The sequence below is a fragment of the Streptosporangium sp. NPDC006013 genome (assembly GCF_040614275.1).
Taxonomy (GTDB): Bacteria; Actinomycetota; Actinomycetes; order Streptosporangiales; family Streptosporangiaceae; genus Streptosporangium.
The window spans coordinates 1-19351 of sequence record NZ_JBEXUE010000161.1 but is presented as its reverse complement, the minus strand read 5'-3'; the positions used below and the strand labels follow the sequence as shown (position 1 = coordinate 19351).

The following is a 19351-nucleotide window of genomic DNA, read 5'->3' as shown; positions in this document are numbered from 1 at the left end:
TCGCAGGGCTCGCGATCAGCACGGCGCTGACCGGCGGAGTCGTCGGCATGGGCGCAGCGACCACCGTCACCAGCGCCAGCGCGATGACCACCACGGTCACCTCCGTCGCCTTCCCGACCTGGGGCGGCGGCGGCTGCGGTGGCGGCTGCAACCGCCGTTTCAGCCGTCACCGCTTCAGGCTGATCATCAACAACCACAACAACAACCGCAACCACCTCAGGAACGACAACCGCCAGGAGCGCTTCGAGCCCATTCGCGAGGAGCGCCGCCGTGAGCGCCGCGACGACGACGGCGGCGGCAACAACGGTGGTAACAACGGCCTTGGCGCCCCCCCGGTCTCCTAGTCACCTGACCAGGGTCACGCACCCCGATCGGGGCGCGGCACGGCCAGAGGCCGAAACCACGCGGCCGGACCCGCGATTGTGAGCGGCTCCGGAACCGTAACGGAGAGACAGGACACCGTATTCGCCACGATCACCGCTTCTCACCGAGAAGCAGCGACCGGACTTCGAATACCGGAACTTGAGGAGAAATCCCCGAGCCTCTGACTCTCAATACAGTGCGAGTTCTCATTTCTCACGAATTACAGGCGGGGGTCCGCGGTTTTCGAACCGCGGGCCCCCGCTGTTGATATCCGGCCCGCACCGCTCTCCCCCTCTTTCTCGGATGTCAACCGAGCGGTACCCGCCTCGCCTCGGCCACCTCGACGCCGACGCGGCCCGCCGGATCCAACATCTCCAGCCATATTTCGCACACATGTTCTAAAATATCGCCGGACAGCCGTAAAGCACCGCCAATGCGGCAGGTACCGCCATGGGCAATCCGATGCCGCGTCTTTCTCAGCGCGCGGCATCCGAGGTCGTACGCTGGGCGATGTCCGACGTTTGCAGGAACCGGGTCAGGACAGGAAACGTGCCGAAGTCCGGATGACGACAGGGGATGTCAGACATGAACGCGCGCGGCGACAGAGAGCATGGGAAAACGATCGACGATCCGTCCGAGGAGATCCCGATCGAGACACCCGAGGCCGACGCCGCCGAGCAGCGCCGGTCGGCACGCGAGGGCGGCTCCGGCTCGTCCGCCGACCTCGCCGCGGAGGCGGAGGTCGACCCCGCGGACGCCGCCGAGCAGAATCGGACCGCGCGCGAGGAAGGCGAGGAGTGGCCCGACACCGTTCCCATGGAGGCCGATCCCGCCGACACCTTCGAGCAGCGACGCACGATCGAGCTCGATGAGGACGATTATCGCTGACCCCTGTTACCCGCGCGTAGGATGGCCCCAGACGCCAGGAGTTTCACCCGAGGAGACCACGTGACCGCTACCCCGGACGCCAAGCCCCGGGGCACCCGGCTGCCCCGGACAGCCCGCCGCCGCCAGCTGCTCAGCGCGGCGCAGGAGGTCTTCGTGGAGAACGGCTACCACGCGGCCGCGATGGACGAGATCGCCGAGCGGGCCGGGGTCAGCAAGCCGGTCCTCTACCAGCACTTCCCAGGCAAGCAGGACCTCTATCTGGCCCTGCTCGACCTGCATGTGGACGACCTGATCACCCGCTGCCGCGACGCCCTCGCCTCCACCACGGACAACAAGCAGCGTGTCCAGGCCGCGATCGGCGCGTTCTTCGACTTCGTCTCCAGCCAGGGTGAGGCCTTCCGGCTGGTGTTCGAGTCGGACCTGCGCAACGCCGCCCCGGTCCGCCAGCGCATGGAGCGCAACCTCCGGGAGAGCGCCGAGATGATCAGTCAGGTCATCCAGGAGGACACCGGCTGCTCCAGCGACGAGGCGCGCCTGCTGGGTGTCGGGCTGGTCGGCATGGCCGAGGTCAGCGCGCGTTACTGGATCAGCAGCAACGGCTCCATCCCCAAGGACGCGGCCACCCAGCTCATCGCGCGTCTGTCGTGGCGCGGCATCTCCGGTTTCCCCCGCACCGTCGCCGATCACTGAGAACGTCCCGCGGCCCCGTGGCCACGGGACTTCTGTTCGCTTGGCGCGATCAACCGGCGCGTCGGACCTTCGATGGGGTGACCATGGGACGAGCAACCCTCATCGAAAGGGAGCAGGATGGAAATCAAGATCGGCGTACGTTCCGTGCACCGTGAACTCGTAGTGGAGACCGACCTCACGGCCGACCAGGTCGAGAGCGAGATCAGCGCCGCCCTCGCGTCCAGCGCCGGTGTCTTCACCCTTACCGACATCAATGGCCGGAAGGTCATCGTCCCGATCGCGTCACTCGGCTTCATCGAGATCGGCGGGGAGGCGCTGCGTCCCGTCGGCTTCGGCGGCACGCTCTGACGGATTCCGCGGCTCGCGCCAGATCGTCGTCCCCCGCCGGCACGGCGCGGTCCGCGGATCTGGCGTGAGCACCGGCGTCGGGTGATCTACCCCTTACGGAGAGTGCGAGAGCACCGGACAGCCTGGCACACCGCTCGCCTGGCTCAGAACCGCCCGTTCCCTCATGTGCCCGAGCACTCGTCCCGCTCGCCGAAACCACAGCAGCGCGGACGTCTGACCCGGCGGAGATGCTCCCGGCCCCGGCCGACGGCCGGACACCCCGCGCCTCCTCTGCGTAACACGGGACGCGAGGTCCAGCGGTTCGGCCCACATCTCGTCAAGGAACTGCCATAGCGGCGCGAGGCCCTCATGTCTCGCACGCTACCGCTGTTCGGCGCCCCACGCGCCTTGATCCGCGGGACCGGTTCTCCTGCTCCGCCCCCGGCGAACAGGCCCTGGGCCGATCCAGCCGCCGATCCAGCCGCCGGTCCGGGGGCGGTGGACACGCCCCGGACGGCCATCCGGCCCCGTAGCGGGAGCCGGGATCCGGAAAACCGGCCGCACAGCCGGTGACACGCCCCGGACGGCCATCCGGTCCCCATACCGGAGACTCGGAGCCGGCGGTTCACAACCCCAGAGCGGCCATCCGGTTGCCGTGCTTCTCGGTCAGCCGGGCGAACATCCGGCCGATGTCCTCCCCCGCCGCGTCCACCAGCAGCGCCGCGAGCTCCGGTCTGGCCGCGGCCACGTGCTGTCCCTGGCTCAGCGCCTCCCCCACCAGCCGCCTGGCCCACAGCGCCAGCCGCCCCGCCTGCTTGGGGTCCTCCTGGAGCGCCGCGCCGACCCTCTCGACGGCGAACTGCGACCGTCCCTCGTCGGCGAGAACCTCCTCGACGAGGTTCCGCGTCCGGTCGTCCACGCCGATGGCCGCCTCGCGGTAGAAGTCGAGCGCGATCCCCGTGCCCACATACGCCTTCACCAGAGCCTCCAGCCAGTCTCCCGGGGCCGTCTGGGCATGCCAGTCGTCCAGTGGCCCCACGAAGGGCGCCATCGCCTCCTCGGGATCCACCCCGAGGTCGGCCAGCCGGTCGCGGAGCAGCTCGAAGTGCGCGTACTCGGCCGCCGCGAGGCCGCCGAGAGCCGCCCGATCGGTCAGCGAGGGGGCATACCGCGTGGCGTCCTCGGCGAGCCTGAGGAACGCCGTCAGCTCGGCGTAGGCGAGAACACCGAGCAGGTCGGAGACACCGGGAGGGGAATCGCTCATGGGGGCAGCCTACGATCTGATCGACCTCTCGATTCACCGGGAATACGAAGAAATCGGTTCTCCGTTGTGGTATCGAGTACACTGCTCTGTGAAAGTGCGACCGCACCGTGTTAATCCGGGATATCCACTCCCGGACGCCCCCAAAAGTCGGCGTGACGCCGCAGCGGTCGCTGATGACATGAGAAGGCTGGACCTTCCGCGAGGACCCGGCACGGGGAACACGTTTTCTGCCCGTGGTCCCGGCAGTCCTGCCTTCAACGGAGATTTAGGCAGGCCAAGCTGACGACGTTCCGAGACCTCGGAGTCACCCCAGAGATCGCCGATGCCCTTGAGACCGAGGGCATCATCGCGCCGTTCCCGATCCAGGAAATGGCACTCCCCCTGGCCCTCAACGGCCAGGACATCATCGGCCAGGCGCGCACCGGCACCGGCAAGACCTACGCCTTCGGCGTGGCGATGCTGCAGCGTGTCGGCAAGCCGAGGAAGAACCGCAAGAAGCCCCGCGGGCTGGTCGTGGTACCGACCCGCGAGCTCGCCGTTCAGGTCACCGAGGACCTCGTGACGGCGGCCGGCAAGCTCGGCTCGCGGATCCTCACCGTGTACGGCGGGCGCGCCTACGAACCCCAGATCGAGGCGCTCAAGCAGGGCGTCGACGTCATCGTCGGCACCCCGGGCCGCCTGCTCGACCTGGTCAAGCAGAAGCACCTCGACCTGAGCCAGATCGGGACGCTCGTCCTCGACGAGGCCGACCGGATGCTCGACCTGGGCTTCCTGCCCGACATCGAGCGCATCATCAAGCTCATCCCGGCGGAGCGGCAGACGATGCTGTTCTCCGCGACCCTGCCGGGCGAGATCGTCGCCCTGTCCAGGCGTTACCTCACCCGCCCCACCCACGTGCGGGCCGAGAACAACGACGCCGAGGCCGAGGCGACCCCGCAGACGACCCAGTTCGTCTGGCGCACGCACCGGATGGACAAGATCGAGATCGTCGGCCGCCTGCTGCAGTGCGAGGGCCGCGGGCTCACAATGATCTTCTGCGAGACCAAGCGCGCCTGCGACATGGTCGTCGAGCAGCTCAAGGAGCGCGGCTTCGCCGCCGCGGCCGTCCACGGCGACCTCGGCCAGGGCCAGCGCGAGCAGGCCCTGCGCGCCTTCCGCAACGGCAAGATCGACGTGCTGGTCGCGACGGACGTCGCGGCGCGCGGCATCGACGTCGACGACGTCACCCACGTCGTCAACTACGACTGCCCGCAGGACGAGAAGGCGTACGTACACCGGATCGGTCGCACCGGCCGGGCCGGCAAGACGGGCGTCGCGGTGACCTTCGTCGAGTGGGAGGACCTCACTCGCTGGAAGGTCATCAACAACGCGCTCTCGCTCCCCTTCCCCGAGCCGGTCGAGACCTATTCGACCTCCCCGCACGTCTTCAGCGATCTGGGCATCCCCGAGGGCACCAAGGGCGTGCTGCCGCGCGCCAACCGGTCCCGGGCGGGCCTGGCCGCCGAGGAGGTCGAGGATCTCGGCGAGACCGGGCGGATCCGCTCCCGCTCTCCCCGCAAGGGGCGTGAGGACGATCGTGAGGAGCGTCGTGAGCGTCCGGCACGCACGTCCCGCGAGCGCCGTCGCACTCGCGGCGGCCGTACCGGCGAGGAGATCTCCGCGCCGGTCACGGCCGAGGAGGTCCAGCCCGCTGAGTCCCCTGTCGTCGAGATCGCTGAGGTGGAGACGGACGTGGCACCCCGCAAGGACAGCCGTGACGACCAGTACGCCGCCGAGGCCGCGCCCCGCCGGGGCCGTGCCCGCAGGGCCGGGCTGAACCCCGAGGTGAGCCTCATCGGGGAGTCCGAGGCTTCGGTTCATCCTGATTCCGCGACGGACGAGCCGGTCCGCAAGCAGCGCCGTGCCAGGCGCGAGCAGGTGGCCGAGACCCCCGCGTGGAACGAGGAGCCGGTGGCGGAGTTCACCGCAGGTGTGGAGGACGACGTGGCCGAACACTGGGACGACGAGCCCGCGGCGGAGGTCTCCAGGCCCCGGCCGCAGCCCGAGAAGATCATTCCGTCGAGCCCGTTCGCGGTGATCTTCAAGTCTCCGGACCTGGCGTCGGACGACGACGAGATCGCCCCCTCGGCGGCCTCCGAGCGCGTGCAGAGCCGCCGCCGTCCGCAGATGCGCGGTCAGCAACGAGGAGTTCGTCGCCCGAACTAGCGGTGCAGGCTTTAAAAAAGGGGGTGCGACCATAACGGTGGCGCCCCTTTTCGCGCTCCCGGACGCACGGAGCGCTTTCACCGGACTGCCAGGGCGGATGCTCCGTCCGCCGGCGCGGCGAGGAGGCACCTCTCGGTTCTCTCTCGTCGCGCGGGTGCGGCTCGATAGGGTTGGGATGTTCCGCGACAGCCAAGCGAATCCTGTTTTTCCGAACGCGGCAGGACGTGCCGTGTCCGCCCGGGGAGGCTTCGGGATCGCCCGGGCCGGCGAACCGCGAACCGGCAGACCCGACCCGCAGGTCGGGTGCTGGAATCCCCGGCTTTCGAGCCGGGGGAGGACGTCAAAAGAGAGGTATCGTGGGGCTACGTGAGTACGCCGCGTTTTCTGACCATGCCTCCTGGCGTCCGTTCTCGCCAGATCGAGACGGCGGTGGGCACCTTCGCCGCCCTGGAGGCCCTGCCCGTCAGCGGCATTCCTGAGCGCTGGCCGGCCCTGCTGGTCCCCGGTCTGACAGGGAGCAAGGAAGACTTCATCGCGGTGCTACAGACGCTCGCCCAGTCGGGCCGCCAGGTCATCGCGATCGACATGCGAGGCCAGTTCGAGTCGAACGGCCCCGACGACAGGAGCGCCTACACCTGCGCCGCGCTCGGCAACGACGTCGACGTGCTGGCCCAGGTGATCGGCCACGGAGGCCCGATCCACCTGGTCGGCCACTCCTTCGGCGGCCTGGTCACCCGGGAGGCGGTCATCGACGGCCGTACCCGGTTCGGGTCCTACACGCTCATGAGCTCCGGACCCGCCGCGATCGTCGGGCCCCGCGAGCACGCGGGGCGCATCATGATCTCGGAACTGCCCGACCTCGGGCTGGAGCACCTGTGGCACAACCGGATGGAACCCGAGGCCCTGTCCGCCGGGGTCTCCGACGAGATCATCGCCTTCCTGCGCAAGCGACTGTTCGCCAACTCGCCCACCGGCATGTACACGATGACCGAGGAGGTGCTCTCCGCGCCTGACCGGTGCGACGAGCTCACCCAGGTCGACGTCGCCACCCTGGTCCTGTACGGCGAGCACGACGACGGCTGGCCGCCGCATATGCAGTCGGAGATGGCCCGCCGGCTGGACGCCGACTGCGTGGTGGTCCCCGGCGCGGCCCACTCCCCCGCGGTGGAGGCCCCGGAGACCACGGCCGCCGCGCTCATCCGTTTCTGGAAGGCCGCGGAGAGCCGACCAAGAAGCTGACCTGGGGTTTCCCGCTAACGCGACCCCTGTTGGATGCGTCGTCGAATGCCGTGTAATGATTTACTTACTATGGCGAGCATCGAAGACATCGTCGTCCAGCCTCCGCACACCGCGACCTGGCTGGTGCACATCGACCGCTCCATGTGGATCGGCGGGGTCCGCGGCCTCATGCTCCAGGCCCTGCATCCCCTCGCGATGCGTGGCGTCTGGCAGAACTCCAACTTCCAGCAGGACCCGTTCGGGAGGCTCCGCCGCACGGCGGACTTCGTGGGCAGGGTCACCTTCGGCAGCCCCGCGGAGGCCGACGAGATCGGCCGCCGCGTCCGGGGAATCCACCGGCGGCTCCGCATCAACGACCCCGACACCGGCCGTACCCACCGGGTGGACGACCCGGAGCTGCTGCTCTGGGTGCACTGCGCGGAGGTCTCCTCCTACCTGACCGTGGCACGCCGGGCGGGCCTGGGGCTCAGCGACCGCCAGGCCGACCGCTACCTGGCCGAGCAGCGCCGCAGCGCCACCTACGTCGGCCTGCACGCCGAGGACGTGCCCGGCTCCCTGGCGGAGCTGGAGGGCTACCTCGCCTCGGTCCGCCCGGCGCTGAGGGTCACCCCCGAGGCCGCCTCCACCGTGCGCTTCCTGCTCTGGCCGCGACTGCCCGCCGAGCTGCGTGCCCTCACCCCCGGCAAACCCGCCTACTTCCCCTTCGGCGCGCTCTGCTACTACTCGCTGCCCGACTGGGCCAGACAGATGTACGGCGTGCTGCCCGAGGTGCCGCCCAGCACGGTGACAGCGGCGCTGAGGGCGTTCCGGCTGACCATGAACTCGCTTCCCGAACACGTCCACGACCGGGCGTTCACCCCCGGCACCCGCGAAATGCTCGGGGCCTCCCGCGAGCGGCTCGGCGCCGCGGGTTACGACCTGAGCAAGGGGCTCAAGGGGCTGACCGACCCGCGCCGCTGGCCGGACCGGCTGCCCCGCACCGCCTGACGACGCGCCGCGCGGTCAGTCCGCGAGGGCGTCCCACGGCTCGCGGTCGCCGCTCGCGGCCTGGCCCTCGGGGCAGTGGCGGCGAAAGTCGCACCACGAGCACAGCGGGCCCGTACGGGGCGGGAAGGAGGCCTCGACCTCGGGCGGCACCGGGGGCGGGGTCCGGCCGATGCCCCTGGTCCGTGACGCGGCCGAGCCGGTCCTGCCGGGGCGGGTGGCCGACCATGCCCGGTAACGCTCGTCGGCCTCGGAGGCCTCGACGGCGATCTCCTCGGCTCGGCCAAGGTGCCGGGCCAGCGACTCGTCGGTGTGCTCCCACTCCACGACGGAGGCGGTCGGCAGGTGATGGAGCTCGACCCGGTGGCAGGGCCGGTGCATCATCGCCGAGGAGGCGATGGCGTAGACCGCCAGCGCGAGCGAGGAACGGGCGTCGTCGGTGGTCAGCGGACGCCGGCCGGTCTTGTAGTCGACCACGACCAGTTCCTCGCCGCGCCGGTCGAGCCGGTCCACCCGGCCGGAGAGGGCCACGACGGAGGTGCGCGTGGCGACGGTGCGCTCGACACCGACCGGCTCCGCGGCGGGGTCGAGGCCCGCCACGTATCCGCGGACCATCTCCCCGGCCCGGTCACGCCAGGCGGCCGACTGCTCCGCGTCGCGGAACCCCTCGCTGATCCATCCCCTGGTGAGCAGGGCGGCGGCGACCTCGGGCGTACGCCGCTCGTACGGCTCGCGCCACCAGGCGGCCAGGGCGTTGTGCACGCTGACGCCCACGCTGTTGTGCGCCCACCGCGGGCCCTTCTGCGGCGCGGGCCGATCCAGGTAGGTGAACCGGTAGCGCCGGGGGCAGTCCAGCCAGCTGTTCAGCCGCGACGGCGTGCAGGCATACAGCCGCCGCGGCATGCCATCCAGGGGAAGCTGGTCCATCGAGGGCTATTCGTCCCGGAGGTTCAGCCGGATCCCCGCCGCACGCGTGCCGTCGGTCAGCGGCCCCTCCTCCTGCTCCTGCGCCCCTCGGGTCAGCGAGCCGGAGAGCCAGGCGTCGAACTGAGGCTCCAGGTCGCCGATCGTGCTCTCCTCGCCGTGCGCGGGCAGCACCCGGGTGGCGTGGGGCAGGGTGAACAGCCGTCCGCCGATGGCGGTCAGCTGGTCGGCCAGGGCGGGATACTCACCGCCGACCCTGCCGGGGCCGTCGGCCTGGAGGGTCTTGCCGGTGAAGACCGCCTCCAGGGCCTCGCAGTAAAGCGAGACGCCACCGTGGGAGACGCCCGGGGTGGACATGACCTCCAGCTGGACGCCGCCGACCTCGAACAGGCCCTCGTCCTCCATGTCGATGTCCGGCCAGGTGTCCGGCCAGGTCAGTCGCCACAGCGGCCTGTCCTTGGGGTGGAGGGCGATCACCGCCTCGTCTCTGGCCGCGACCTCGATGGCCGCGCCCACGTGGTCGGGCAGGCCGTGGGTGCAGATGATCGCCAGCACCTCCCGCTCGCCGACCTTCTCCAGGATCGCCTCCGCGTCGCGCGCGGGGTCGATGACGATGACATCCTCGTCGTCACCCAGGATCCACGTGTTGTTCTCGACCTTGTGCTCGACGCCGTCGACATCAACGACGCCCTCGGTCACCACTCGCTCGATACGCGCTGTCACGCTTCCGAACTTTACTGCCTATCCCCGCCCTCCGGTCCGGACGGAACGGTCAAGGGTTCGAATGCCGGGCGGGCGGTCAGGGGGCCGGGGCCTCCAGACGCGGGGAGAACGCCCCGAAGGGCAGGTCGAGAGTCTGGTCGTGGTCGCGCAGATCGCGCAGGGACAGCTCGGCCAGGGTCATCAGGTAGCCGGCCTCGGCGGGCCACACGACCGCCCAGAGCCAGTTCCCCAGTGCCTCGCCCACGTAGACGGCCCGGTCACAGGCGGCGGTGACACACCACAGGGCGGCCGGATGGCCCTTGACCTCGATCTTGGCGTGCGGCGGGCCCTGGTCGAAGCCGGTGCCGGGATCGGTGCTCTCCAACCCGGCGAACGCCGCGCCGAGCCCGACCCCGGGCTCCTCGGCGATGAGCAGCAGATCGGCGGGCCCGTAGGTCAGCGAAGGTCCGGAGACCGCGACCACCGTGGCCCGTACGCCGCTGCGCTCGTCACCCACGTGGGCGAACCCGGTGACCAGCCACCCTGTGGGCAGCGGCCACGGGACCCAGACGGGGACACGGGAGATACGGGTGACGGCCTCCACCGCGGCGGCGGAGGGAGGTATGGGTGGCTGGAACGGCAGCACATCACCGTGGGGACCGCATCTCCAGGAGCTTGACCAAGCACTCGGCGGACGTAGCGGGCCGAAACAGCGTGGGCATGTAGGGGCGGCTTTCACGCCTACCCACGCTGCTTCTTCGACGGCCCATCCGTCAAGAGGCCTGGTCGTTATCACGCCGTAATGTTGTTCACGTGCGCGTAAATTGTGTGGGGGCGATCATCCTCGACGGCTCGGGGCGGATGCTTCTGGTCCGTCGTGGCAGGCCACCCGGGATGGGGCTGTGGTCCGTCCCCGGCGGCCGGGTCGAGCCGGGCGAGTCCGACCCCGAGGCGGTCATCAGAGAGGTTCTGGAGGAGACCGGCCTGACCGTCGTCCCCGGGCGCCTGGCGGGAACCGTCGACCGCCCAGGCCCCGGCGGTGCCCGCTACGAGATCCGTGACTACCTGGCCGAGGTCTCCGGCGGCACGCTCTCCGCCGGGGACGACGCCGCGGACGTCCGCTGGGTCACCCGCGCGGAGCTACAGCGGCTCCCGCTCACCCCCGGCCTGCTGGACGCGCTGGTCGAGTGGGCGGTCATCGCGCGGGAGTGAGCGGCGCGAGGTCCACCTCACCGTGTCGAGGTGAGCTTGGAGCGCCACAGGGTGAGGTGGTCCGCGCTGTAGGTGGTGGAGCGGCCCAGAGCCACGACCTGGCCGCCCAGGACCGCCACCGCGCCGAGCCACTGGGCTCCGTCGCCGTCCAGCCTGCCCTGGCTGGGGGTGTGGAGCTGCCAGTTCAGCCCGTCCTCCGAGGTCCAGGCCGCGCTGTCGCCCTCGCCTGGAACCCCGTACCAGCCCACGGCCACCACGCCCTCCGGCGTCGCGGCGAGATCCTGCACGGCGGACGCGGTGTCCCCGGGGAGCCAGGAGAACTCCCAGCTCGTCCCGTTGTCCGCGGACACCGCGCCGAAGGCCTTCTGGCCGTCCTCCGTCCTGGCCGTGCCGGCCGCGACGATGTCCCCGCCGTACAGGACCACGTGCCGCAGCCCCGCCGACGTCGCCCCCGGGGGCAGGACCGGCTTGCGCGCGCTCCAGTTGACCCCGTCGGCCGACACCCAGACCACGCCGGTCTCGCGCTCGGCGGTGCCGGAACCGCCGACGGCCACGTATCCGGACGAGGTCGCCGAGACGTCGTGCAGCCGCACGCCCGTACCGCCCGCGGGAAGCCTGGCCGCCCTGGAGTAGCGCTTGAGGTCGGCGGAGAACCACAGGACGGGCACGGTGGCGGCGGGACCGCGATCCTCACCCGCCATGACGTAACCGGAAGGGCCCGCCGCCACCGCGTGCGGAGCGAGGAAGTCGTGGTCGCCCGCCGGGGCGAGGGGGCCCAGCACCGGAACCCTGCGCCAGTTCTCACCGTCGGAGGAGGTGAGCAGCAGCGGCTCGGTGGAGGAGGCGTCGGTCATCGTGCTGCCCGCGGCCAGCCAGCCCCGCCTGCCGTGCGCGACGTCGGCGAGCGCCTGCCGCCTCGGGCCGCCGAGGAGCTGCGCCGGGCCGCCCGCCTTCCAGCTCTGGCCGCCGGTGCTGCTCCAGATCCCGGCGTCGCCTGAGACGGCACCCACCGCGACGAATCTGCCGTCGCCCGCGGCCACCCTGGCCGTCTCGCGGGCGGCTCTGGCCAGGCCCTCGATACCCCCCAGGGAGACCGGCCTCGGTTCCCCGCCCTTGGGCGCGGTGATGAGCACCACCCTGTTGTCCACGTCGGCGGCGCGCTCGTCGCCGCCGACGACGAGGGTGCCGGTGTCGGACAGGGCGAGCGCCCGCAGCGAGCCCGGTACCTCGCCGAGGTCTGTGGTCTTGCTCCAGTCCCGGCCGTCGGAGCTGGTGTGGACCGTGTAGCGCTCGAAGCCGGATTCGACGACCGCGGCCACCCCCGCCGAGGAGGAGGCCAGCCGCCTGACGCCGGAACCGTCGGACCCCAGGCCGGTGATGGTCCCGCAGGCCTTCCAGTCGGCGCCCTCGGGCGAGCAGTAGACGCGGACCTCGCCCTTGTCGCTGCGCTGCTGGGTCGGTACGAGGACGAACCCCCCGCCGGCCACGGCCAGCGCGCCCGGTTCGGGGATGACGTCGTTGAGCGCGGTGCCGGTCCGCTGCCAGCTCCCGCCTCCGTCGGCCGAACGCAGGATGACCGAGGTGGACTGCCCCTGGGCCGGGTCCGCCAGCGCGACCACGGCGTTCCCCCTGGCGACGACCGCCTTGATGCCCCGCACCTTGTCCGGCATGCCGATCTCCCGGGTCGCCACCCGTTTCCAGGCGCGCCCGTCGGGAGAGACCCAGGCGACGGCCCCGGTGGTGCCGTCGTCCAGCACGGCCGCACCGACCGCGACGAAGCCCGAGTCGGTCCTGGCCAGGTCCATGATCTTGTCTCCGCGCGCGAAGGCGTCCAGCTCAGCGGGGTCGACGGCGGTCCAGCTGTAACCGTCGGAGCTGGTCCACAGGCCGTGCCCCGAGCCGAGGGGGTCGTTGCCCGCCGCCAGCCAGCGGCCGTCACCGCCCGCCACCCGGCCCACCGTGGTCGGCCCCGTCTCGTACCCCACCGGGCCGATCATCCTGCCCAGCTGCCAGGTCGTGCCGCCGTCGGGAGAGACCAGGAACAGCGGTCTGGGTACCGGGCTGGTGGTGTCGCTGCCGACCGCGACCATGACGGAGCCCACCGAGGCCACCGCGTTGAGAACCTGGTTGGAGCCGTTGCCACCGACACCGGCCCGCGGCACGAAGTTCTCGTCGCCCGAGCCCACCTCGTCGCCGACCAGCCGGAGACCGGTGGCGAACGGGCTGCTCACCCAGCCCCACAGGGCCAGGCCGCCACCGACCGCGACGGTGAGGACCATGACCATCAGGAACGGGATCACCAGGCCCCTGCCACGCCTGCGCCTGGTCGGGCTGGACCGGCGTACCGCGGAGGGCGCGGCGGCCGAGCGGTGATGCCGCCCGCCGTTGGGGCCCCGCCTGCCGGGCGGGCCCTCCGCGACGAGCAGGTCGGGCCTGGCGGGTCTGCCACCGGGCGGGCGCCCCACCCGGCGTACGGGCTCGAAATCGTCCTCGACGGGCGTGCCGGGCCCCTCGGTCTCGGGCCCCGGCTCCGATTCGGAGGTCGGCCCGGGTGTCGAGCCGGGTTCCGGAGTGGGCGCCGGTTCCGGCGTCGCCGGAATGCTCGGTCCCATCCTGATCCGGTCCTCGGGCGCGGGAGGCGGGGGCTGTGGGGGCTGCGGGGGCTGCGGGGGCGCTGTCCGCCCGTCCTTGCCCCGCTCGCGGGCCGGCCCCGAGGCGACCAGGAGATCGGGCCGGTCCGCCCTCCTCCTGCCCCTGCGCTCGGGCGTCGGCCCCGAGGCGACCAGGAGGTCAGGGCGGTCCACCAGGCGCGGGCGCCCTCGCTCCGGTACGGCGTGGCGGCCCTGCCCCGTACCCCGTTCCTCCACGGGCTCCTCGGCGAGGTGATCGGTGGCGGGGTGGTCGGGGGCGGGGGGTTCTGCCGGGGACGACTGCCCGGTGGGCTGGGGGGTGGGGGCGTAGGGCTGGGCGTACGGACGGCGCCGCTCGCCGCCGAGTCCTTCCGGGCGGGCCCGGGGCGGCTCGCCGTCGTCCGGGGTCGGCGCCGCGAACGGCGGGAGCATCCACGGGGAGGCCATGGAGAGCCCGCGCGCGTCGTCGCCGGAGGGACCCGGCGGGGAGTGCTGGATCGTCGGCGGGGACGCGTGTGGCTCCTGGGACCCGCCTGCACGCGTGGCATCGTCGTGAACGCCGCCGTCATCCGCCGGCCACTCTCGCGAGCGCGGGTCGTGGGGGCCCGAGGCCACGCTCAGCACCTCCTCGCAGGAAGCCCGTTTCAGCCCGGAGTCAGCACCCCGGACCGTTCCAGTCGTCTCCGTAACGGTAGGCCGCAACCCCTACGGATGCGGCAAATCGCACGCGACCCTACTACTACCCCGTTCTCTGGAAACGATCACCTCCCGCGGCCGACCGGCCGCACCTCTGCCGTACACAGTCAAGAGCAACACGTCCCGGCCGCGATGACGAGACCTCTCTAGTCAGATTTATCAGCCGGGCGCCCGGATTATCATGATTTGTCTATAAAAATCCTGAAACACACCAGCCCGCCGAGACCCGTGAAACCCCCGGCTCACCCCCGCCCGCCCACCGCGGCCCGCCTCAGGTCAACCGCCGACATGTCACCACCGACATGTGGCCGCCGACATGTGGCCCCCGCGATGTCAGGCCGTGGGCGGTGTGAAGGCCGTGGTTCGTGCGAGACCGGCGGCCCTGCCCTTCGCCGCCACCACCAGCGCCATCTTTCTGGACGCCTCGTCGATCATCTCGTCGCCGAGCATGACCGCGCCGCGCCTCTCGACCGTCGTGTAGTACTCGTACGCGTCGAGGATCAGCTCGGCGTGGTCGTAGTCCTCCTGCGACGGCGAGAACACCTCGTTCGCGGCCTCGATCTGGGTCGGGTGGAGCACCCACTTCCCGTCGAGCCCCAGCGCCGCGGCCCGGCCCGCCACCCGGCGGAAGCCGTCCAGGTCCTTGATCGCCAGGTAGGGGCCGTCGATGGCCTGCAGGCCGTGCGTCCGGGCGGCCATCAGGATGCGCATCAGGATGTAGTGGTAGGCGTCGCCCTCGGTGTAGCCGGGCGGCTGCTCACCGACCACCAGGGTCCGCATGTTGATCGAGGCCATGAAGTCGGCCGGGCCGAAGACGAGCGTCTCCAGGCGCCGGGACGCGCCGCCGATGGCGTCCACGTTCACCAGGCCCTTGGCGCTCTCGATCTGGGCCTCGATGCCGATCCTGCCGACGGTGAGACCGTTCGCCTTCTCGATCTGGGTGAGCAGCGTGTCGAGCCACATCACCTGGGCCGCGTCCTCCACCTTGGGCAGCATCAGGCAGTCGACGAACTCCCCCGCGCCCTCCACGACCTCGATGACGTCGCGGTAGGTCCACTGGGTGCCGAGGTCGTTGACCCTGACGACCCTCGTCCTGCCCGACCAGTCGCCCTCGCGCAACGCCGCCACGATGTTCTTGCGCGCCCCCTCCTTGGCGAGGGGCGCGACGGAGTCCTCCAGATCGAGGAAGACCTCGTCGGCCGGGAGCCCCTGGGCCTTCTCCAGGAACCGGGGGTTGCTGCCGGGCACCGCGAGACATGAACGCCGAGAACGCATGGGCACACGCTAGCGCCCGCGGGAAAGCAGACCGGCGGCCGGGCGGCGCTATGGCGTCCGGACAAAGACCTCCCCCTGTTCTTGGCGGCGATCTCGCAGGGCTTTTGCCGGAGATCTCACCAGAATGAGCGTCAAGAACCTGCAAAGGAGACACGCACCATGGCAAACGCTTCCTCTGTGACCAGGCCCGCCGTACTGTCCGACCTCATCCCGGGCTCCCGTACCCGCGACGTCGCGCTGGTGGTCGGCGGCGCCGCCCTGACTGGCCTGGCGGCGCAGCTCAGCTTCCCGCTGCCCGGCTCGCCCGTCCCGGTCACCGGCCAGACCTTCGCGGTCGTGCTGGTCGGCGCGGCCCTCGGCATGAACCGCGCGGCGCTGAGCATGGCGCTCTACCTGCTGGCCGGTCTCGCGGGCGTGCCGTGGTTCGCCGGCGGCACCTCCGGCTTCGGCGGCGCGTCCTTCGGGTACGTCATCGGCTTCATCGCCGCCGCGGCCGTGGTCGGCAAGCTCGCCGAGCGCGGCGGCGACCGCACCGTCCCGCGCACCGTCGGCACGATGATCCTGGGCAACCTGGTCATCTACGCCTTCGGCCTGCCGGTCCTCATCGCCGTCGCCCAGGTGGACCTCGCCACCGGCCTCGCGGTGGGCGTGCTGCCCTTCCTGCTCGGCGACGCCCTCAAGATCGCCATCGCGGCCGGGCTGCTCCCGGCCGCCTGGAAGCTCTCCCGGCGCTGACCTCACGGCGCGTACGGCCTGTACCGCCCCAAGGGGAGGAACAGGCCGTACATTCGTCTCATGGGTGTGATCGAGGAGGGCGCCAAGAAGTCGAGCGTCCTGTGGTTGTCGCTGGACCGGCCCCGGCTGGCCTGGCACACCTGGTACGACGGTGCGATCTACTTGGTCACCGGCGGGGGCGAGCAACCGCTGCCGGGGCTGGCCGAGGCCGATGAGGTCCGGGTGACGCTGCGCAGCAAGGACAACGGCGGGCGCCTGGTGGCCTTCGACGCCGGCGTGGAGGTGATGGACCAGACGAAGGCCGCCGACGCGGTGGCCGCGCTCGCCAAGGAGCGGCTCAACGCCCCCGACGGCGCGAGGCTGGTGGAGCGCTGGGCCGCCGCCTCCCAGGTGATCCGGCTCATCCCACGGGAGCCGGCTTCCTGACCTCCGGCACGGGCACGGGCGGCACGACCGTGGCCCGCTGGGCCAGGTAGGCGCCGATCAGGACGATCACGCCACCCGCGATCTGGAAGGGTCCGAGCGCCTCGCCCAGCAGGATCCAGGCGACCACCGCCCCGGCGATGACCTCCAGCGAGGCGACGGTGGAACCGACGGCGGCCGACAGGCGGCGGATGGCGAGAACGCCGAAGATGTAGGCGATGACCGTGGCGACCACGATCAGGAAGACCAGCGCCACGGCAGTCGGCAGCGGGTAGCCACCCGGCGGGGTGACCACCGTGCCGAGCGCCGCCCAGGGAATGTCCCAGGGACGAGAGATCGGGATGAGCGCCACGGCGGCGCCGAACAGCCCCCAGGCGACCAGCCCAAGCGGATCGATCTCGTCGCCGAAGCTGTCGTTGAGCAGGAAGTATCCGGCGCAGCACGCCGTCGCCGCGAAGGCGATGAGCAGGCCCAGCGGGTCGAGGGCGAGTCCCGCCCAGATCTCCACCACGACGGCGAGCCCGACCACCGCGACGGCGGCACCGGCGAAGGCCACCCGGGGCAGCCGTACCCGCCGGACGAACCGTACCCAGAGCACCACCAGCACCGGCGAGGTGTACTCGATCAGCAGGGTGACGCCGACCGGCAGCCGGGTCAGCGCCAGGAAGAAGAGCCCCTGCACCCCGGCGACCGCGACCACCGCGTACACCCCGAGGAACGGCAGCCTTGAGCGGGGGATGCGCAGGGCCGAGGGCTTGGCGAGCGCGAGGACGGCGACGAGCAGCAGCCCGGCACCCGCCATCCGTACCCAGACCGCCTCCAGCGGGGCCAGCCCGGCCGCGCCCACGTATTTGGCCATGGAACCCGAGAAGGCGAAACACAGGGCCGACGCGAGTGCGATCAGCAGTCCTGCACGTCTCATGAAACACCATTCCCGTAATTACCGTTGTGCGCCTTTGATGCTGTCATGTCGGGATACCGGCCAGCAAATCGATTCCGGCATGTGAGCCGGGGAGCGTGGCAGCAGCAGGCAGGCCCGAGACGCGGCCTACGCTTCAAATGTGAGGATCTTCATCGCGCGTCTCGCCGGTACCCCGGTCTTCGACCCCGCCGGGGACCAGATCGGCCGGGTCCGCGATGTGGTGGTGGCCATCGCCGGCAGCGCGCCGCCGCATGTGCACGGGCTGGTCGTCGAGGTGCAGCCCCGGCGCCGGGTCTTCCTGCCGATCACCCGGATCCGGTCCGCCCAGACGGGTTCCGTGGTCTTCAGCGGCCAGCTCAACATGCGCAGGTTCGAGCAGCGGGCGACCGAGACCCTGGCCGTCGCCGAGCTGCTCGACCTCGGTGTGGAGGTCGACGGCGAACGGATGACGGTCCTGGACCTGGCCATGGAGCAGACCAGGCGCGCCGAGTGGCTGGTCACCAAGGTGGCGGTGGTCCCGAGCACGCCCGGCATGGGGCTGCGCCGGCGCGGCGCGACCAGAGTCGTCGACTGGGCCGAGGTCCACGGCTTCGGCGCCGTCCAGAAGGACCAGGGCGCCGCCAACCTGCTGGTCGCCTTCGAGTCGATGCGCGCCGCCGACCTGGCGGGGGCACTGCACGAGTTGCCGGACAAGCGGCGGGTCGAGGTGGCGGCGGCCCTTGACGACGTACGGCTCGCCGACGTGCTGGAGGAGCTCCCCGAACGGGATCAGATCAGCATTCTGAGCAGGCTCTCCCCCGGCCGGGCCGCGGACGTGCTGGAGGAGATGGACCCCGACGACGCGGCCGACCTGCTGCAGGACCTCCCCGCCGAGCAGGCTGAGGCGCTGATGGCGCTGATGGAGCCCGAGGAGGCCGCGCCGATCAGGCGGCTGCTGATCTACCCGGAGAACACCGCGGGCGGGATGATGACGAGCGAGCCGGTGGTCCTGCCGCCGAACGCGACGGTCGCCGAGGCGCTGGCCAACATCCGCCAGCGCGAGCTCACTCCCGCGGTGGCCGCGCAGGTCTACGTGGCCAGGCCGCCCATCGAGACGCCCACCGGCCGCTTCCTCGGCCTGGCCCACTTCCAGCGGCTGCTGCGCGAGCCGCCGTCCACACTGCTCGGCAGCATTCTGGACACCTCCCTCGACCCGATCAGGCCGGAGTTCACCCTGAACCAGGTGACCTCCTACCTGGCCACCTACAACCTGGTGGCGGCTCCCGTGGTGAACGAGGCCGGGCGCCTGGTCGGGGCCGTCACGGTGGACGACGTGCTCGACCACCTGCTGCCCGAGGACTGGCGCGAGCAGGAGGACAGGCATGGCTGACCGCCTCGACCAGCCCAGACAGCCCGGCCTGCGGCTCCGTCCGCACTACGACCCAGAGGCGTTCGGGCGGCTCTCCGAGCAGATCGCCCGCTTCCTCGGCACCGCGAGGTTCCTGGTCTACATGACGGTCTTCGTCACCGTCTGGGGCCTGTGGAATGCCTTCGGCCCCCCGCCGCTGCGGTTCGACCCCTACCCGTTCATCTTCCTGACGCTGATCCTGTCCCTGCAGGCCTCGTACGCGGCGCCGCTGATCCTGCTCGCCCAGAACCGGCAGGCCGACCGTGACCGGGTCCAGAACGAGCACGACCGCAGGGCCGCGGAACGGAACCAGGCCGATCTGGAGTACCTCACCCGGGAGGTCGCCGCCCTGCGCATGGCGGTCGGCGAGGTGGCCACCCGCGACTACATCCGCTCGGAACTGCAGCGCCTCCAGGAGGATCTCCAGGAGCCACGAACGTCCACGGAGGCGTGAAAGGCGGGTCGCGCGCCGGGTGTCCCGGCGC

Annotated in this window: 19 protein-coding genes; 12 read left to right on the top strand and 7 right to left on the bottom strand. The window is 71.2% G+C overall.

Annotated features, from left to right (window positions below; translation table 11 throughout):
* From ABZ260_RS23920 to ABZ260_RS23905, 4 genes are all read left to right on the top strand, one after another.
* Positions 1-344: hypothetical protein (locus ABZ260_RS23920; RefSeq protein WP_355621527.1), on the top strand; the 344-nt coding region annotated here is incomplete at its 5' end.
* Positions 345-948: 604 nt separating this feature from the next.
* On the top strand, positions 949-1251 hold the full coding sequence (locus tag ABZ260_RS23915; protein WP_355621524.1) for a hypothetical protein: 303 nt from the start codon (positions 949-951) through the stop codon (positions 1249-1251).
* Positions 1252-1311: 60 nt separating this feature from the next.
* On the top strand, positions 1312-1941 hold the full coding sequence (locus tag ABZ260_RS23910) for a TetR/AcrR family transcriptional regulator (protein ID WP_030910552.1): 630 nt from the start codon (positions 1312-1314) through the stop codon (positions 1939-1941).
* A gap of 117 nt (positions 1942-2058) precedes the next feature.
* Positions 2059-2289, top strand: coding sequence for a DUF3107 domain-containing protein (locus tag ABZ260_RS23905; RefSeq protein WP_355621521.1), 231 nt, complete (start codon positions 2059-2061; stop codon positions 2287-2289).
* Positions 2290-2893: 604 nt separating this feature from the next.
* Here ABZ260_RS23905 and ABZ260_RS23900 read toward each other — a convergent pair.
* Positions 2894-3532, bottom strand: coding sequence for a ferritin-like fold-containing protein (locus tag ABZ260_RS23900; protein ID WP_355621519.1), 639 nt, complete (start codon positions 3530-3532; stop codon positions 2894-2896).
* A gap of 369 nt (positions 3533-3901) precedes the next feature.
* Here ABZ260_RS23900 and ABZ260_RS23895 point away from each other — a divergent pair, with 369 nt between their 5' ends.
* The 3 genes from ABZ260_RS23895 to ABZ260_RS23885 all read left to right on the top strand — a co-directional run bounded on the left by ABZ260_RS23895 (position 3902) and on the right by ABZ260_RS23885 (position 7963).
* Positions 3902-5737 carry a DEAD/DEAH box helicase gene (locus ABZ260_RS23895; protein WP_355621516.1) on the top strand — a complete coding sequence of 612 codons (1836 nt, stop codon included), beginning with the start codon at positions 3902-3904 and terminating at the stop codon, positions 5735-5737.
* A gap of 366 nt (positions 5738-6103) precedes the next feature.
* Complete coding sequence (locus ABZ260_RS23890) at positions 6104-6976, top strand: alpha/beta hydrolase (RefSeq protein WP_355621513.1); 873 nt, start codon at positions 6104-6106, stop codon at positions 6974-6976.
* A 69-nt stretch (positions 6977-7045) separates the two neighbouring features.
* A complete protein-coding gene (locus ABZ260_RS23885; protein WP_355621510.1) occupies positions 7046-7963 on the top strand; it encodes an oxygenase MpaB family protein in 918 nt (305 codons plus the stop codon).
* Positions 7964-7978: 15 nt separating this feature from the next.
* On the opposite strand, the gene ABZ260_RS23880 is transcribed toward ABZ260_RS23885, so the two are convergent.
* The 3 genes from ABZ260_RS23880 to ABZ260_RS23870 form a co-directional block, all read right to left on the bottom strand.
* Positions 7979-8863 (bottom strand): PD-(D/E)XK nuclease family protein, encoded by an 885-nt coding sequence (locus ABZ260_RS23880; protein ID WP_355621507.1) that lies wholly within the window; start codon positions 8861-8863, stop codon positions 7979-7981.
* A 30-nt stretch (positions 8864-8893) separates the two neighbouring features.
* The gene (locus ABZ260_RS23875; protein ID WP_355565667.1) at positions 8894-9607 is read right to left on the bottom strand and encodes an MBL fold metallo-hydrolase; all 714 of its coding nucleotides are present in this window, start codon (positions 9605-9607) and stop codon (positions 8894-8896) included.
* Positions 9608-9683: 76 nt separating this feature from the next.
* Complete coding sequence (locus ABZ260_RS23870; protein ID WP_355621504.1) at positions 9684-10325, bottom strand: DUF6758 family protein; 642 nt, start codon at positions 10323-10325, stop codon at positions 9684-9686.
* Between the two features lie 89 nt (positions 10326-10414).
* On the opposite strand from ABZ260_RS23870, the gene ABZ260_RS23865 reads away from it, so the two are divergent.
* On the top strand, positions 10415-10798 hold the full coding sequence (locus tag ABZ260_RS23865) for an NUDIX domain-containing protein (protein WP_355621502.1): 384 nt from the start codon (positions 10415-10417) through the stop codon (positions 10796-10798).
* A 17-nt stretch (positions 10799-10815) separates the two neighbouring features.
* Here ABZ260_RS23865 and ABZ260_RS23860 read toward each other — a convergent pair whose 3' ends face one another.
* Together ABZ260_RS23860 and ABZ260_RS23855 are read right to left on the bottom strand one after the other, a co-directional pair.
* Positions 10816-14043, bottom strand: coding sequence for a hypothetical protein (locus ABZ260_RS23860; protein ID WP_355621499.1), 3228 nt, complete (start codon positions 14041-14043; stop codon positions 10816-10818).
* Between the two features lie 414 nt (positions 14044-14457).
* Positions 14458-15399 carry a CoA ester lyase gene (locus ABZ260_RS23855; RefSeq protein ID WP_355621496.1) on the bottom strand — a complete coding sequence of 314 codons (942 nt, stop codon included), beginning with the start codon at positions 15397-15399 and terminating at the stop codon, positions 14458-14460.
* A gap of 159 nt (positions 15400-15558) precedes the next feature.
* On the opposite strand from ABZ260_RS23855, the gene ABZ260_RS23850 reads away from it, so the two are divergent.
* Positions 15559-16134, top strand: a complete 576-nt coding sequence (locus ABZ260_RS23850; RefSeq protein WP_355621493.1) for a biotin transporter BioY — start codon at positions 15559-15561, stop codon at positions 16132-16134.
* Positions 16135-16194: 60 nt separating this feature from the next.
* Positions 16195-16560: a hypothetical protein gene (locus ABZ260_RS23845; protein ID WP_355565683.1), complete on the top strand. Its 366-nt coding sequence runs from the start codon at positions 16195-16197 to the stop codon at positions 16558-16560.
* On the opposite strand, the gene ABZ260_RS23840 is transcribed toward ABZ260_RS23845, so the two are convergent.
* The gene (locus ABZ260_RS23840; RefSeq protein ID WP_355621490.1) at positions 16535-17479 is read right to left on the bottom strand and encodes a DMT family transporter; all 945 of its coding nucleotides are present in this window, start codon (positions 17477-17479) and stop codon (positions 16535-16537) included. The genes ABZ260_RS23845 and ABZ260_RS23840 overlap by 26 nt on opposite strands.
* A 139-nt stretch (positions 17480-17618) precedes the next feature.
* On the opposite strand from ABZ260_RS23840, the gene ABZ260_RS23835 reads away from it, so the two are divergent.
* Both ABZ260_RS23835 and ABZ260_RS23830 read left to right on the top strand, forming a co-directional pair.
* Positions 17619-18848 (top strand): CBS domain-containing protein, encoded by a 1230-nt coding sequence (locus ABZ260_RS23835; protein ID WP_355621487.1) that lies wholly within the window; start codon positions 17619-17621, stop codon positions 18846-18848.
* On the top strand, positions 18841-19320 hold the full coding sequence (locus ABZ260_RS23830) for a DUF1003 domain-containing protein (protein ID WP_350921812.1): 480 nt from the start codon (positions 18841-18843) through the stop codon (positions 19318-19320). The genes ABZ260_RS23835 and ABZ260_RS23830 overlap by 8 nt, the downstream gene beginning before the upstream one ends.
* Positions 19321-19351 lie beyond the last annotated feature (31 nt).